Genomic DNA, 13,643 nt, shown 5'->3' on the forward strand with positions numbered 1-13,643 from the left:
GTTCAAAAAAAAGCCTTTCTAAAAGAAGAAAGGCTATGATTCAATTTTTACACTATAGAAATAATTCTACTTTATTTTAAAAGCTTTTTCTTGAGGATAATAAGCAGTGTCACCTAATTCTTCTTCAATACGAAGCAGTTGATTGTATTTGGCCATACGATCACTTCGAGAGGCTGAACCAGTTTTGATCTGACCCGTATTCAATGCAACCGCCAAATCTGCAATGGTGTTATCTTCGGTCTCTCCTGAACGATGCGACATCACTGAGGTGTACCCTGCATTTTTGGCCATATTCACGGCTGCAATTGTTTCTGTCAACGTGCCTATTTGGTTTACTTTGATAAGAATAGAATTCGCAATTCCGTTCTCTATACCACGAGAAAGGCGCTCCACATTGGTAACAAATAAATCGTCACCTACCAATTGCACTTTATCACCAACTTTATCGGTTAGCATTTTCCAACCGTCCCAATCGTTCTCGTCCATACCATCCTCAATTGAGATAATAGGGTAATTTGCGCATAAATCGGCTAGGTACTGGGCTTGCTCTTCAGAAGATCTTACTTGCCCTTTATCGCCTTCAAACTTTGTATAGTCATATTTTCCATCTATATAAAATTCAGCGGCAGCGCAATCTAAAGCAATCATCACGTCATCACCTAGTTTATATCCCGCTTTATCAACAGCTTTTGCTATAGTATCCAAAGCATCTTCTGTACCACCTTCTAAAGTAGGTGCAAAGCCGCCTTCATCACCAACAGCAGTGCTCAATCCTCTATCATGTAGTACCTTTTTTAGATTATGGAAGATTTCAGTTCCCATTTGCATGGAATGACTAAAGTCTTTCGCCTTGACAGGCATCACCATAAACTCTTGAAAAGCAATAGGTGCATCTGAATGTGATCCACCGTTGATAATGTTCATCATCGGAACAGGAAGTGTATTAGCACTAACACCACCAACATATCGATATAATGGCATACCCAACTCTTCCGCTGCAGCTTTTGCAACAGCTAAAGAAACACCTAGAATAGCATTAGCGCCTAATTTTGATTTATTTGGGGTACCATCTAAATCAATCATCGCTTGGTCGATAAAGTTCTGCTCAAAGACAGAAACACCAACTAACTCTTCTGCAATGAGGGTATTCACATTATTGACCGCCTTTCCAACACCCTTGCCCATAAAAGAGTCTCCTCCATCACGCAGCTCTACAGCTTCATGCTCGCCAGTAGATGCCCCCGATGGAACAGCTGCACGGCCCAAAACTCCGTTTTCCGTAACTACATCAACCTCTACAGTTGGGTTACCTCTCGAATCTAAAATTTGTCTCGCATGAATATTGATAATAATGCTCATTGTTATATTTATTTGTGATTGAAATTAAGAAGAACGAAGATACGAAAGGACGCTCTTTTAGCCTTAAAGAAAACTACATAACTACCTGATAATAACCTAAAAATAAACTACAACGTTTTAGTTAGCACTTGTTTTTATGGCATCGAAAAATTGATCAAAAAGATAATCTGCATCATGCGGCCCAGGACTTGCTTCTGGATGGTACTGAACAGAAAACACATTTTTACCCTTCAACTTTAGTCCGGCTACCGTGTTATCATTTAGATGGGTATGTGTAATCTCTAGATCACCATTTGCTTCAGCCTCTTCTCTATTAATAGCAAAGCCATGGTTCTGAGATGTAATTTCACCTTTACCCGTCATCAGATTTAAAATAGGGTGGTTTATACCTCTATGTCCATTATGCATTTTATAGGTAGAAACTCCGTTTGCAAGCGCCAATACCTGATGCCCTAGACAAATACCGAATAAAGGCTTATCCATTTCCAACAGGGCCTTGGTAGTTTCAATAGCTTCAGTTAAAGGCTCAGGATCGCCTGGTCCGTTCGAGATAAAGTATGCATCGGGGTTCCAAGCAATCATTTCCTCTTTAGAAGTATCGAATGGAAAAACTTTCACACATGCACCGCGTTTTGCCAGGTTTCGAAGAATATTCTTCTTGATACCAATATCTAAAGCAGAAATCTTATACTTTGCATTCTCATCACCATAGATGTAAGGTTCTTTAGTTGAAACTTTAGAGGCCAGCTCTAAACCTTTCATACTTGGAACTTCTTTTAATTCTGCTTTTAAAGCTTCAATATCGTCAACCCTTGTAGAAATAACCGCATTCATCGCACCGTTGTCTCTAATGTAACTCACCAAAGCCCGAGTGTCAACATCAGAGATTGCCAGTAAATCATTCTTTTCAAGAAATTGCAACAAACTAGCATTTGCGCTTGGTCTAGAATAGTTATAGCTGAAGTTCTTGACAATCAAACCAGCAATTTTTATAGAATCTGATTCAATTTCATCTTCATGAGTTCCATAATTGCCAATATGCGCATTAGTGGCCACCATAAGCTGTCCATAATATGAAGGATCCGTAAAAATCTCTTGATAACCTGTCATACCAGTATTGAAACAAACTTCACCAAATGCAGTTCCTTCTCTATCTCCTACGGCTTTCCCATAAAAAATAGTCCCGTCCTGTAATAATATAAGTGCTTTTTTTCTTGTGTGATATTTCATATCGTAAATAAAATTTAACAAAAAAACATAAAAAAAGGATACGTTTTAGCGTATCCTTTAATGTATTTTAAACTAGTAATTAACATACTATTCTTCAGAGTCATCAGTTGCTGTTGTTTCAACTGGTGCTGGGGTTGCCTTTTTGGCTCCACCACCTCTTCTGCTTCTTCTCGTAGTTTTCTTAGCAGGTTTATCTGCGTTATAGATTTCGTTGTAATCAACCAACTCTATCATTGCCATATCTGCATTATCACCTAGTCGGTTACCCAACTTAATGATTCTTGTGTAACCACCTGGTCTATCACCAATTTTCTCAGCAACATCGCCAAACAATTCGGTTACAGCATGCTTATCTCTCAGATTACTAAAAACAACTCTACGATTGTGAGTTCCTTTTTCAATAGTCTGATTGTTTTCAGCTTTTGATTTTGTAATCAATGGCTCAATAAACTGCTTTAAAGCTTTTGCTTTTGCAACGGTCGTGTTTATTCTTTTGTGCTCAATTAAAGAACATGCCATATTAGCAAGCATTGCCTTTCTGTGGGCCGCTGTTCTACCTAAGTGGTTAAATTTCTTTCCGTGTCTCATTTTTCTATATTATCATCTTGCTACCAAATCCGTTATTGCGGAGAGCAAAATATGATTATTTAATCTTTATCTAATTTATACTTTGCCAAATCCATTCCAAACTGAAGTCCTTTGTTAATCACTAGTTCTTCTAATTCGGTCAATGATTTTTTACCAAAGTTTCTAAATTTCATTAAGTCGTTCTTATTGAAAGAAACCAAATCTCCTAAAGTATCCACTTCCGCAGCTTTCAAACAATTTAGTGCCCGAACTGACAAATCCATATCGACCAATTTGGTTTTCAATAGTTGACGCATGTGCAGTGATTCTTCATCATAAGTCTCGGTCTGCGCTATCTCATCAGCTTCTAATGTGATACGCTCATCTGAAAACAACATGAAGTGGTGTATTAAAACCTTAGCCGCCTCTGTTAAAGCGTCTTTAGGATGGATAGAACCATCAGTAGAGATTTCAAAAACCAACTTTTCATAATCGGTCTTTTGCTCTACCCTAAAGTTTTCAATACTATATTTTACGTTTTTGACCGGTGTGTAAACCGAGTCAACCGCAATACTTCCTATTGGAGCATTAGATTTTTTATTCTCTTCCGCAGGAACGTAACCACGTCCTTTTTCAATAATTACTTCTAGGTTTATTGAAACCTTAGCATCCATATTACAGATAACCAAGTCTGGATTTAAAACCTGATACCCTGAAATAAATTTTTGAAAGTCACCAGCGGTCAATTTATCTTTTCCGCTCAACGAAACAGAAACTGTTTCACTTTCAACATCATCAATCTGTCTTTTAAAACGAACTTGTTTTAAATTTAAGATTATCTCCGTCACATCTTCAACAACGCCCGGGATAACCGAAAACTCATGCTCAACTCCATCGATTCGTACTGCAGTTATTGCAAAACCTTCTAGGGAAGAAAGTAGTACTCTTCGTAATGCGTTCCCAACAGTTAATCCATAGCCAGGCTCCAAAGGGCGAAATTCGAATTTCCCCTCGAAATCTGTCGAGTCTATCATTATAACTTTATCGGGCTTCTGAAAATTAAGTAGTGCCATATTGGATTAGTGTTGTTTTTATTTAGAATATAACTCGACGATTAACTGCTCTTTGATGTTCTCTGGAATTTGAAGTCTTTCAGGAATGCTCACAAAAGCACCTTCTTTCTTCTCACTGTTCCATGTAATCCATTCGTAAACGCTACTATTATTCGCCAAGGAATCATTTATAGCTTGAACAGATTTTGATTTTTCACGAACACCAACAACATCGCCAGGTTTTAATGAATATGATGGAATGTTTACTAACTCTCCATTTACTGTAATATGCCTGTGTGATACCAGTTGTCTTGCCCCTCTTCTTGATGAAGAAAGACCCATTCTGTAAACAACGTTGTCTAAACGAGATTCACACAATTGTAAAAGCACTTCACCAGTTACACCTTCTTTTCTTTTGGCAGTCGCGAATAAATTTCTAAACTGTTTTTCCAAAATACCATAGGTATATTTAGCTTTTTGCTTTTCCATTAACTGGATTGCATATTCTGATTTTTTTCCACGGCGACGGTTGTTACCGTGTTGTCCCGGAGGGTAATTCTTTTTTTCGAAGGCTTTGTCGTCTCCGAATATCGCTTCGCCAAACTTACGTGCGATTTTTGATTTTGGTCCTGTATATCTTGCCATCTTCTAAGTTTATGAAAGTGTGATTATGAATTAAGGCTTATCCTTCGATAATCTTTTGTACACCTTCGGTGAAAATCCGCCTAAGGCGAACCATATTGATTAATTATACTCTTCTTCTTTTTGGAGGTCTACATCCATTATGTGGCATTGGAGTAACATCGATAATCTCTGTTACCTCAATTCCCGCATTGTGTATAGAACGTATAGCTGACTCTCTACCATTACCTGGTCCTTTTACGAAAACTTTTACCTTTCTTAAACCAGCTTCATGAGCCACCTTAGAACAATCTTCAGCAGCTACTTGAGCAGCATATGGTGTATTCTTTTTAGAACCTCTAAATCCTAATTTACCTGCAGAAGACCATGAGATTACGTCTCCCTTTTTGTTGGTCAAAGAAATGATAATGTTATTGAAAGATGCTGTGATATGGGCTTCCCCATTAGAATCAACAATAACTTTACGTTTCTTGGTTGTTTTAGTATTTGCTTTTGCCATAATACCTAACTATTATTTAGTCGCTTTTTTCTTGTTAGCAACTGTTTTACGCTTTCCTTTTCTTGTCCTAGAGTTGTTCTTTGTACGCTGACCTCTTAATGGCAGACCAGATCTGTGTCGAATACCTCTGTAACATCCAATATCCATCAAACGTTTAATATTCAACTGCGTTTCTGAACGAAGCTCACCTTCAATTGTGTAAGAACCAACAGCGTCACGAATTTTCCCGATTTCATCATCGTTCCAATCAGAAACTTTTGTGTCTTCACTAACACCAGCTTTTGCTAAAATTTCTTTAGCACGGCTCCTACCAACTCCGAAGATATAGGTAAGTGCAATTACGCCTCGCTTTTGTTTTGGGATATCTACCCCTGCAATTCTTGCCATAACTACCCTTGTCTTTGTTTAAATCTAGGATTCTTTTTGTTGATTACGTATAATCTGCCTTTTCTGCGAACAATCTTGCAGTCGGCACTTCTTTTCTTTACTGATGCTCTAACCTTCATCTTAGTATCTGTATGTAATTCTTGCTTTGGTCAAATCGTAAGGGCTCATCTCAAGTTTTACCTTGTCTCCAGGAAGTAATTTGATATAATGCATACGCATCTTTCCTGAAATATGAGCCGTCACCACGTGACCGTTTTCTAATTCAACACGAAACATTGCATTTGACAACGCTTCGATAATTGATCCATCTTGTTCTATTGCTGGCTGCTTTGCCATTATTTAGTTTTTAGTTTTCAGTTCTAAGTTTTCAGTTAGCTAGTTCATTCAAAATTGGTTGTGAATTTATCTAACATCTAACCTCTAGCATCTAACTTCTATTTAAGCTACTTTTCTATTTTTACCGGTTTTCATCAAACCATCGTAATGTCTATTCAATAAATACGAATTCACTTGCTGCACAGTATCAATAGCAACACCTACCATAATCAGCAATGATGTACCTCCGTAAAACAATGCCCATCCTGCCTGCACATCCATAAGCTTAACTACAACTGCTGGCAATACTGCCAACAAGGCCAAAAACACTGAACCAGGGAATGTTATTAAAGACATTATCTTATCTAAATAATCTCCTGTTTCCTTACCTGGACGTATACCAGGAATAAAACCGCCACTTCTTTTTAAATCGTCAGCCATTTTGTTCGTTGGAACTGTAATCGCTGTATAGAAATAGGTGAATATTATAATAAGCACAGCAAATAAAATATTATATGCTAGACCAAAAATATCAGCAAATTGAACTTCCATCCATTGGCCAAAAGCAGTGTCATTAAAAGTTCTACCGATTAAACTTGGCGCAAACATAATCGCTTGAGCAAAAATGATTGGCATAACCCCTGAAGCATTCAACTTTAATGGAATATATTGTCTCGAGCCAGTAATGTTCTTTTCATACCCACCAGAAGCACTTCTTCGTGCGTATTGTACAGGAATTTGACGAATAGCCATTACTAACAATACACTGGCAAGAATCACTAAGAACCAAATAACTACTTCCACAATAATAAGCATTGGCCCACCTGTACCGTTCCATCTAGAAACTGCTTCTTGTGCAAAAGACTGTGGCATCGTAGCAATAATACCTATCATTATCAATAATGATATACCGTTACCAATACCTTTATCAGTTATTTTTTCACCTAACCACATTGCAAATACACAACCGGTAACCAAAATAATCACCGCGGGCACAATAAAATCTAAACCTTTACCTAAAATAAAAGCACTGTCAGGAACACCAAGGGCTCCTAAACCGTATAAATAAGCAGGGGCTTGAACGATACAAATAGCAATAGTCAACCATCTTGTAATCTGATTCTTGGTTTTTCTACCGCTCTCGCCTTCTTTATCCAACTTTTGCAGATAAGGAATTGCTATACTCATTAATTGAACCACAATTGAGGCCGAGATATAAGGCATAATACCCAATGCAAAAACCGAAGCGTTAGCAAATGCCCCTCCGGTAAAAGCGTTAAGAATACCTAAAATACCATCACCTGCATTTGCAGATAAATTTGCCAATTGAGCTGTATCAATACCAGGAAGTACTACTTGGGCACCGAAACGGTACACCAACAACAAGCCAAGCGTAATTATAATACGTTGTCTTAGTTCTTCAATCTTCCAAATATTGGATATGGTCTCAATAAATTTCTTCATAATAAAATATCGTTACAAACTTATTGCCTCACCACCTGCCGCTTCGATAGCCGCTTTAGCCGTAGCACTAAATTTATGAGCTGAAACTTTAAGTTTGGCCTTTAATTCACCACCACCTAAAATTTTAACCAATTCGTTTTGTCTTACCAATCTGTTCTCTACCAAAGCCTCAAAAGTAACTTCACCTTTAACAGCTTTGTTATCAACTAAGGTCTGTAACTTATCTAAGTTCACACCCTGATACTCCTTGCGATTGATATTTTTGAAACCAAATTTCGGAACACGTCTTTGTAATGGCATTTGACCACCTTCAAAACCTATTTTCTTAGAATAACCAGATCTAGACTTCGCTCCTTTATGACCTCTAGCCGCAGTTCCACCTTTACCTGAACCTTGACCTCTTCCAAGACGTTTTCCATCTCTATTTATAGCTCCTTCTGCTGGTTTTAAACTACTTAAATCCATTCTATCTATTCTTTAAGATTTCTCGGTAGAAACCAAATGTTCAACTTTCTTTATCATACCAAGGATATTAGGTGTTGCATCATGTTCAACAACATGGCCAATTTTCCTTAGTCCCAATGCTTCAAGAGTTCTCTTTTGATTCTGAGGTCTCTTGATGGCACTCTTCAATTGTTTTACTTTAATCTTCGCCATTACTTACTATCCTTTAAATACTTTTTCTAAACTAACACCTCTTTGTTTTGCAACAGTTCCGGCATCTCTTAACTGCAATAAAGCATCAAAAGTCGCTTTAACAACGTTGTGAGGATTTGAAGAACCTTGAGATTTTGAAAGTACATCGTGAATTCCAACTGCTTCAAGCACCGCACGAACAGCACCTCCGGCGATTACTCCTGTACCTTGTGATGCTGGCTTGATAAAAACTCTAGCCCCGCCAAACTTTCCTTTTTGTTCGTGAGGAAGTGTAGCTTTGTTCAAAGGTATTCTTACCAAGTTCTTTTTTGCGTCTTCTATTGCTTTGGCAATTGCTGTTGCAACATCCTTAGATTTACCTAATCCATGACCGACAACACCGTTTTCATCACCTACAACAACTATCGCAGAGAAACCGAATGCTCTACCACCTTTAGTAACCTTTGTTACTCGCTGTACACCAACTAAACGGTCTTTTAAATCTAAACCACCTGGCTTAACAATTTCTACATTTTTGTATTTCTGGTACATATTGATTTAGAATTTAAGTCCTGCTTCTCTGGCTCCTTCTGCCAATGATTTTACTCTTCCATGATATAAGTTACCACCTCTATCAAATGCTACTGTTTCAATACCTGCCTTCTTTGCTTTTTCAGCGATGGCTTTACCTACAGCATTCGCAACTTCGGTCTTAGTACCTTTTGCATCAATACCTTTATCTCTTGATGATGATGCCGCTAAGGTTTTACCGTTAACATCATCGATCAGTTGAGCGTAAATTTCTTTATTACTACGGAAAACAGACAAACGAGGTCTTGTTTCAGTACCAGAAGAAATCTTTCTGATTCTTCTTCTGATGCGTAATTTTCTATCAGTGTTAGACAATCCCATAATTCGTACTTATTAAGCTGATTTACCTGCTTTTCTTCTAATTTGTTCACCTACAAACCTGATACCTTTTCCTTTGTAAGGCTCTGGTCTACGGAAACCTCTAATCTTTGCTGCCACTTGACCAACCAATTGCTTGTCAAATGAAGTCAACTTTACAATAGGGTTCTTTCCTTTTTCAGATATAGTTTCAATCTTAACTTCTGGAGCAACGTCGATGACTATATTGTGTGAAAAACCTAAGGCCAAATCTAGTTTTTGACCCTGATTACTTGCTCTGTAACCAACACCAACTAATTCCAATTCCTTAGTCCATCCTTTAGAAACTCCTTCTACCATATTCAAGAACAAAGATCTGTATAGACCATGTTTTGCCTTATGCTCTTTGGAGTCAGATGGTCTTTTCACCATTATATTACCGTCTTCCATTGCTACTTCAACTCCTGAAAATTCTTGGGTCAATTCGCCAAGCTTTCCTTTCACAGTAACCACATTGTCCTTAAGTTCAACGGTTACTCCTTCTGGAACTGAAACTGGATTATTACCTATTCTAGACATTTCTCTAAAACTTTACTCTTATTAATATATGTAGCACAATACTTCGCCACCAACATTTTCTTGTTTTGCCTGTTTGCTAGTCATTACTCCGTGAGAAGTAGAAACTATAGCAACACCCAGACCGTTTAATACTCGTGGTAAATCTTCAGAACCAGAGTACTTTCTTAAACCTGGCTTACTAACACGTTGTAACTTTTTGATTACTGGTGCTTTCGTAAACTTGTCATACTTCAAAGCAATTTTAATATTACCCTGAGTTGTGTCGTCTTCGAATTTGTAACTAAGGATATATCCTTGATCGAATAGAATTTTGGTCATCTCCCTTTTAAGGTTGGATGCCGGAATATTTACTACTCTATGGCCAGCTCTACTAGCGTTACGAATTCGTGTTAAATAATCTGATATTGGATCTGTAAGCATTTCTACTACTCTTTAATTCTATTTACCAACTAGCTTTTTTGACTCCAGGTATTAAACCTTGATTGGCCATCTCTCTAAATGTCACCCTTGATATACCGAAAGTTCTCATGTAACCTCTTGGTCTACCCGTTAACTTACAACGGTTACGCATACGAACAGGTGATGCATTCTTTGGTAACTTCTGCAAAGCATCATAGTCACCAGCCTCTTTTAGTGCCTTACGCTTTTCAGCATATTTAGCTACCGTTTTTGCCCTTTTTCGTTCACGGGCTTTCATTGATTCCTTAGCCATACTAGTTCTTTTTAAAGGGAATTCCCAATTCGGTTAACAATGATTTTGCTTCTTTATCAGTCTCGGCAGAAGTCACAAAGGTGATATCCATACCGTTGATTCTATTTATCTTATCGATATTGATTTCTGGAAAAATTATCTGCTCGGTAACTCCAAGACTATAATTTCCTCTTCCATCAAAACCTGTTGCTCGCACGCCCTGAAAATCTCTCACCCTTGGTAAAGCGGTTGTTATCAAACGATCTAAGAATTCATACATACGTTCTCCACGTAGCGTAACTTTAGCGCCGATAGGCATACCCTTACGAAGTTTGAAAGCTGCAACATCTTTTTTAGACATTGTTGCTACGGCTCTTTGACCCGTAATCATTGTCAACTCGTCAACAGCGTGGTCAATTAGTTTTTTATCTGCTACCGCAGCACCAACTCCCCTACTAAGAACTATTTTCTGTAGTTTAGGAACCTGCATTACGTTTTTATAACCAAACTCGTCAGAAAGTGCTTTTACAACACGCTCTTTATATTCTTGCTTTAATCTTGGAATGTAACTCATAACTAGATTATTTCTCCAGATTTTTTAGACACTCTAACTTTTTTACCATCTCTAACTTCATAGGCTACTCTAGTAGCTTCACCTTTGGAATCTACCAAAGAAAGATTTGAGATATGTATAGGAGCCTCCTTTTTTACAATACCACCTTGAGGATTCTTTGCACTTGGTTTCTCATGCTTAGACACCATATTGGCACCCTCAACAATAGCTTTATTTTTTTCAGCATCAACACGCATAACCTTACCTTCTGTACCCTTATGGTCTCCAGTAGTAATTCTTACGGTGTCTCCTGTTTTAATTTTCAACTTTGTCATCTTCTCGTTCAATTACAATACCTCAGGGGCAAGTGAAACTATTTTCATAAATTGTTTGTCACGCAATTCTCTTGCAACAGGACCGAAAACACGTGTACCTCTCATCTCACCGGTTGGATTCAACAATACACAAGCATTGTCATCGAAACGGATGTAAGAACCATCAGGTCTTCTTACTTCCTTTTTCGTTCTTACTACAACTGCTGTAGAAACAGAACCCTTTTTAACGGCCCCGTTTGGCGTAGCCTCTTTCACAGTAACCACAATCTTGTCTCCGACAGATGCGTATCTTCTTTTTGTTCCCCCAAGTACGCGAATAGTAAGTACTTCTTTAGCACCTGTGTTATCCGCAACCTTTAATCTAGATTCTTGCTGTAACATAATTATTTAGCTCTTTCAAGGATTTCAACCAATCTCCAACATTTAGTCTTACTCAATGGTCGGGTTTCCATAATTTTTACGGTATCACCTTCGTTGCAATCATTCTTTTCATCATGAGCAACGTACTTTTTGGTCTTCAAAACGAATTTACCGTACATAGGATGCTTTACACGCTTTACCTCAGACACGACAATGGATTTTTCCATTTTGTTACTGGTTACTACGCCAATCCTTTCTTTTCTTAAATTTCTTGTTGTTTCTTCCATAAGGCCGAACCCGTTATTGTAATTCCCTTTTAGTTAACTCTGTCGCCAATCTCGCCACCGTTCTTCTGGTCTTTCTTATCTGCAATGGATTTTCTAATGGTGTAACTGAATGCGCCACCTTTAAATCCGCATACTCTTTCTTAGTCTCAGCTAATTTCTGCTGAAGCTCTTCAACCGATAGTTCTTTTATCTCTGCTTGTTTCATCTCTTATCAGTTTATTAAGCCGCCTCGTAATCTCTTGCGACAACGAATTTTGTTTTTACTGGTAATTTTTGTGCTGCAAGTCTTAATGCTTCTTTTGCGACATCATATGGAACACCTGCAACCTCAAACATAATTCTGCCTGGTTTTACAACGGCCACCCAGTATTCTGGAGCACCCTTACCCTTACCCATACGTACTTCTAAAGGCTTTTTAGTAATAGGTTTGTCTGGAAATATCTTAATCCACAACTGACCTTGCCTTTTCATATATCTTGTTGCAGCAATACGAGCAGCTTCAATCTGACGGGAAGTAATAAAATGCGAATCCAAAGTCTTGATACCAAACATTCCATTTGAAAGTTGGTGACCACGCTGTGAAATACCCTTCATTCGTCCCTTCTGGGCTTTACGAAATTTTGTTCTTTTCGGCTGTAACATCTTACCTTTTCTTTATCTTATTACTTTCTGCGACGTTGTTGTCTTTTATTCCCGTCTTGCTTTCCACCTTTGCCTTGTCCCGTAGACAAGCCAACTAATGGAGATAATTCGCGCTTACCATATACCTCACCCTTCATAATCCATACTTTAATACCTAATCTTCCATAAGTAGTATGTGCCTCAACCAAAGCATAGTCGATATCGGCTCTGAAAGTCGATAAAGGAATTCTACCATCCTTATATGATTCCGAACGTGCCATTTCAGCTCCATTCAAACGACCTGAAATCTGAATTTTGATACCTTCAGCATTCATACGCATTGCAGCGGCAATTGCCATCTTTATAGCTCTACGATATGAAATTCTACTCTCTATCTGTCTAGCGACACTAGCAGCAACCAAATGAGCATCAACCTCTGGTCTTTTTATTTCATGAATGTTGATCTGAACCTCCTTATTGGTGATTTTCTTCAGCTCTTCTTTCAATTTATCAACTTCTTGACCACCCTTACCGATAATAATACCTGGTCTGGCCGTGGTAATAGTAATAGTAATCAGTTTTAGAGTTCTCTCAATAATAACTCTTGAAACACTTGCTTTTGCTAGACGCGCATGGATGTACTTTCTAATCTTGTCATCCTCGGCTAGTTTGTCTCCGTAATCGTTTCCACCGTACCAGTTAGATTCCCATCCTCTGATAATTCCTAAGCGATTTCCTATCGGATTGGTTTTTTGTCCCATATTATGCCTTAGCTTCTGTATTATTGTTTTCGCCCAAAACCATTGTTACATGGTTAGAACGTTTTCTTATTCTGTGTGCACGTCCCTGCGGGGCAGGTCTCAATCTTTTTAACATGGTACCACCGTCAACACGAATTTCTTTGACGAATAAATCTGCATCTTCGATATTAGCATCCTCGTTCTTAGCCTCCCAGTTAGCAATTGCAGAAAGTAATAACTTCTCCAGTTTTCTAGAAGCTTCTTTAGGGTTGAATCTTAAAATAGCCAAAGCCATTTCAACTTGCTTACCTCTTACCAAATCAGCTACCAAACGCATTTTTCGTGGCGAAGTAGGGCAGTTATTCAACTTAGCGAAAGCAAGTTCCTTTTTTTCTGCCTTAATTCTTTCAGCCATCTGTCTTTTTCGAACTCCCATAG

The 13,643-nt window shown here is 38.1% G+C and carries 25 protein-coding genes; all 25 read right to left on the reverse strand.

The window, feature by feature from the left end; all coding sequences use genetic code 11:
• Positions 1 to 66: 66 nt before the first annotated feature.
• Entirely contained in the window at positions 67 to 1,359 is a 1,293-nt protein-coding gene (gene eno, locus ACZ1GR_RS06345; RefSeq protein WP_472611352.1) for a phosphopyruvate hydratase, read from the reverse strand.
• A 117-nt stretch (positions 1,360 to 1,476) separates the two neighbouring features.
• A complete protein-coding gene (carA, locus tag ACZ1GR_RS06350) occupies positions 1,477 to 2,589 on the reverse strand; it encodes a glutamine-hydrolyzing carbamoyl-phosphate synthase small subunit (RefSeq protein ID WP_472611353.1) in 1,113 nt (370 codons plus the stop codon).
• An 87-nt stretch (positions 2,590 to 2,676) separates the two neighbouring features.
• Positions 2,677 to 3,177, reverse strand: a complete 501-nt coding sequence (rplQ, locus tag ACZ1GR_RS06355; RefSeq protein WP_472611354.1) for a 50S ribosomal protein L17 — start codon at positions 3,175 to 3,177, stop codon at positions 2,677 to 2,679.
• A gap of 59 nt (positions 3,178 to 3,236) precedes the next feature.
• Positions 3,237 to 4,229 carry a DNA-directed RNA polymerase subunit alpha gene (locus tag ACZ1GR_RS06360; RefSeq protein WP_377768519.1) on the reverse strand — a complete coding sequence of 331 codons (993 nt, stop codon included), beginning with the start codon at positions 4,227 to 4,229 and terminating at the stop codon, positions 3,237 to 3,239.
• Positions 4,230 to 4,247: 18 nt separating this feature from the next.
• Positions 4,248 to 4,853: a 30S ribosomal protein S4 gene (rpsD, locus tag ACZ1GR_RS06365; RefSeq protein WP_377768520.1), complete on the reverse strand. Its 606-nt coding sequence runs from the start codon at positions 4,851 to 4,853 to the stop codon at positions 4,248 to 4,250.
• A gap of 103 nt (positions 4,854 to 4,956) precedes the next feature.
• On the reverse strand, positions 4,957 to 5,349 hold the full coding sequence (gene rpsK / locus ACZ1GR_RS06370; protein ID WP_339337647.1) for a 30S ribosomal protein S11: 393 nt from the start codon (positions 5,347 to 5,349) through the stop codon (positions 4,957 to 4,959).
• 12 nt (positions 5,350 to 5,361) lie between these two features.
• Positions 5,362 to 5,736 (reverse strand): 30S ribosomal protein S13, encoded by a 375-nt coding sequence (gene rpsM, locus ACZ1GR_RS06375; protein ID WP_377768522.1) that lies wholly within the window; start codon positions 5,734 to 5,736, stop codon positions 5,362 to 5,364.
• Between the two features lie 2 nt (positions 5,737 to 5,738).
• Positions 5,739 to 5,855: a type B 50S ribosomal protein L36 gene (gene ykgO, locus ACZ1GR_RS06380; protein ID WP_013305171.1), complete on the reverse strand. Its 117-nt coding sequence runs from the start codon at positions 5,853 to 5,855 to the stop codon at positions 5,739 to 5,741.
• A 1-nt stretch (position 5,856) separates the two neighbouring features.
• Positions 5,857 to 6,072: a translation initiation factor IF-1 gene (gene infA / locus ACZ1GR_RS06385; protein WP_008613577.1), complete on the reverse strand. Its 216-nt coding sequence runs from the start codon at positions 6,070 to 6,072 to the stop codon at positions 5,857 to 5,859.
• 102 nt (positions 6,073 to 6,174) lie between these two features.
• Positions 6,175 to 7,515, reverse strand: a complete 1,341-nt coding sequence (gene secY, locus ACZ1GR_RS06390; RefSeq protein WP_377768523.1) for a preprotein translocase subunit SecY — start codon at positions 7,513 to 7,515, stop codon at positions 6,175 to 6,177.
• 12 nt (positions 7,516 to 7,527) lie between these two features.
• Positions 7,528 to 7,980, reverse strand: coding sequence for a 50S ribosomal protein L15 (gene rplO / locus ACZ1GR_RS06395; RefSeq protein WP_377768524.1), 453 nt, complete (start codon positions 7,978 to 7,980; stop codon positions 7,528 to 7,530).
• 12 nt (positions 7,981 to 7,992) lie between these two features.
• Complete coding sequence (gene rpmD / locus ACZ1GR_RS06400) at positions 7,993 to 8,172, reverse strand: 50S ribosomal protein L30 (RefSeq protein ID WP_472611355.1); 180 nt, start codon at positions 8,170 to 8,172, stop codon at positions 7,993 to 7,995.
• Between the two features lie 6 nt (positions 8,173 to 8,178).
• Positions 8,179 to 8,703: a 30S ribosomal protein S5 gene (gene rpsE, locus ACZ1GR_RS06405; protein ID WP_472611356.1), complete on the reverse strand. Its 525-nt coding sequence runs from the start codon at positions 8,701 to 8,703 to the stop codon at positions 8,179 to 8,181.
• 6 nt (positions 8,704 to 8,709) lie between these two features.
• On the reverse strand, positions 8,710 to 9,063 hold the full coding sequence (gene rplR, locus ACZ1GR_RS06410; protein ID WP_377768527.1) for a 50S ribosomal protein L18: 354 nt from the start codon (positions 9,061 to 9,063) through the stop codon (positions 8,710 to 8,712).
• A gap of 12 nt (positions 9,064 to 9,075) precedes the next feature.
• Complete coding sequence (gene rplF, locus ACZ1GR_RS06415; RefSeq protein WP_377768528.1) at positions 9,076 to 9,618, reverse strand: 50S ribosomal protein L6; 543 nt, start codon at positions 9,616 to 9,618, stop codon at positions 9,076 to 9,078.
• 21 nt (positions 9,619 to 9,639) lie between these two features.
• Positions 9,640 to 10,038, reverse strand: a complete 399-nt coding sequence (rpsH, locus tag ACZ1GR_RS06420; protein ID WP_377768529.1) for a 30S ribosomal protein S8 — start codon at positions 10,036 to 10,038, stop codon at positions 9,640 to 9,642.
• Positions 10,039 to 10,060: 22 nt separating this feature from the next.
• A complete protein-coding gene (gene rpsN / locus ACZ1GR_RS06425) occupies positions 10,061 to 10,330 on the reverse strand; it encodes a 30S ribosomal protein S14 (RefSeq protein WP_311352212.1) in 270 nt (89 codons plus the stop codon).
• Position 10,331: 1 nt separating this feature from the next.
• Positions 10,332 to 10,883 carry a 50S ribosomal protein L5 gene (gene rplE, locus ACZ1GR_RS06430; RefSeq protein WP_377768530.1) on the reverse strand — a complete coding sequence of 184 codons (552 nt, stop codon included), beginning with the start codon at positions 10,881 to 10,883 and terminating at the stop codon, positions 10,332 to 10,334.
• Between the two features lie 2 nt (positions 10,884 to 10,885).
• Positions 10,886 to 11,197: a 50S ribosomal protein L24 gene (gene rplX, locus ACZ1GR_RS06435; RefSeq protein WP_377768531.1), complete on the reverse strand. Its 312-nt coding sequence runs from the start codon at positions 11,195 to 11,197 to the stop codon at positions 10,886 to 10,888.
• Between the two features lie 12 nt (positions 11,198 to 11,209).
• The gene (gene rplN, locus ACZ1GR_RS06440) at positions 11,210 to 11,578 is read right to left on the reverse strand and encodes a 50S ribosomal protein L14 (RefSeq protein ID WP_339337636.1); all 369 of its coding nucleotides are present in this window, start codon (positions 11,576 to 11,578) and stop codon (positions 11,210 to 11,212) included.
• Positions 11,579 to 11,580: 2 nt separating this feature from the next.
• Positions 11,581 to 11,844 (reverse strand): 30S ribosomal protein S17, encoded by a 264-nt coding sequence (gene rpsQ, locus ACZ1GR_RS06445; protein ID WP_377768532.1) that lies wholly within the window; start codon positions 11,842 to 11,844, stop codon positions 11,581 to 11,583.
• A gap of 13 nt (positions 11,845 to 11,857) precedes the next feature.
• On the reverse strand, positions 11,858 to 12,049 hold the full coding sequence (rpmC, locus tag ACZ1GR_RS06450) for a 50S ribosomal protein L29 (protein ID WP_350291031.1): 192 nt from the start codon (positions 12,047 to 12,049) through the stop codon (positions 11,858 to 11,860).
• A gap of 14 nt (positions 12,050 to 12,063) precedes the next feature.
• Positions 12,064 to 12,486: a 50S ribosomal protein L16 gene (gene rplP, locus ACZ1GR_RS06455; protein WP_377768534.1), complete on the reverse strand. Its 423-nt coding sequence runs from the start codon at positions 12,484 to 12,486 to the stop codon at positions 12,064 to 12,066.
• A 20-nt stretch (positions 12,487 to 12,506) separates the two neighbouring features.
• Positions 12,507 to 13,226, reverse strand: coding sequence for a 30S ribosomal protein S3 (gene rpsC, locus ACZ1GR_RS06460; RefSeq protein WP_377768535.1), 720 nt, complete (start codon positions 13,224 to 13,226; stop codon positions 12,507 to 12,509).
• A 1-nt stretch (position 13,227) separates the two neighbouring features.
• Positions 13,228 to 13,641 (reverse strand): 50S ribosomal protein L22, encoded by a 414-nt coding sequence (rplV, locus tag ACZ1GR_RS06465; protein ID WP_472611357.1) that lies wholly within the window; start codon positions 13,639 to 13,641, stop codon positions 13,228 to 13,230.
• Positions 13,642 to 13,643: the final 2 nt, after the last annotated feature.

The sequence above is a fragment of the Croceitalea sp. W27 genome (genome assembly GCF_055693185.1).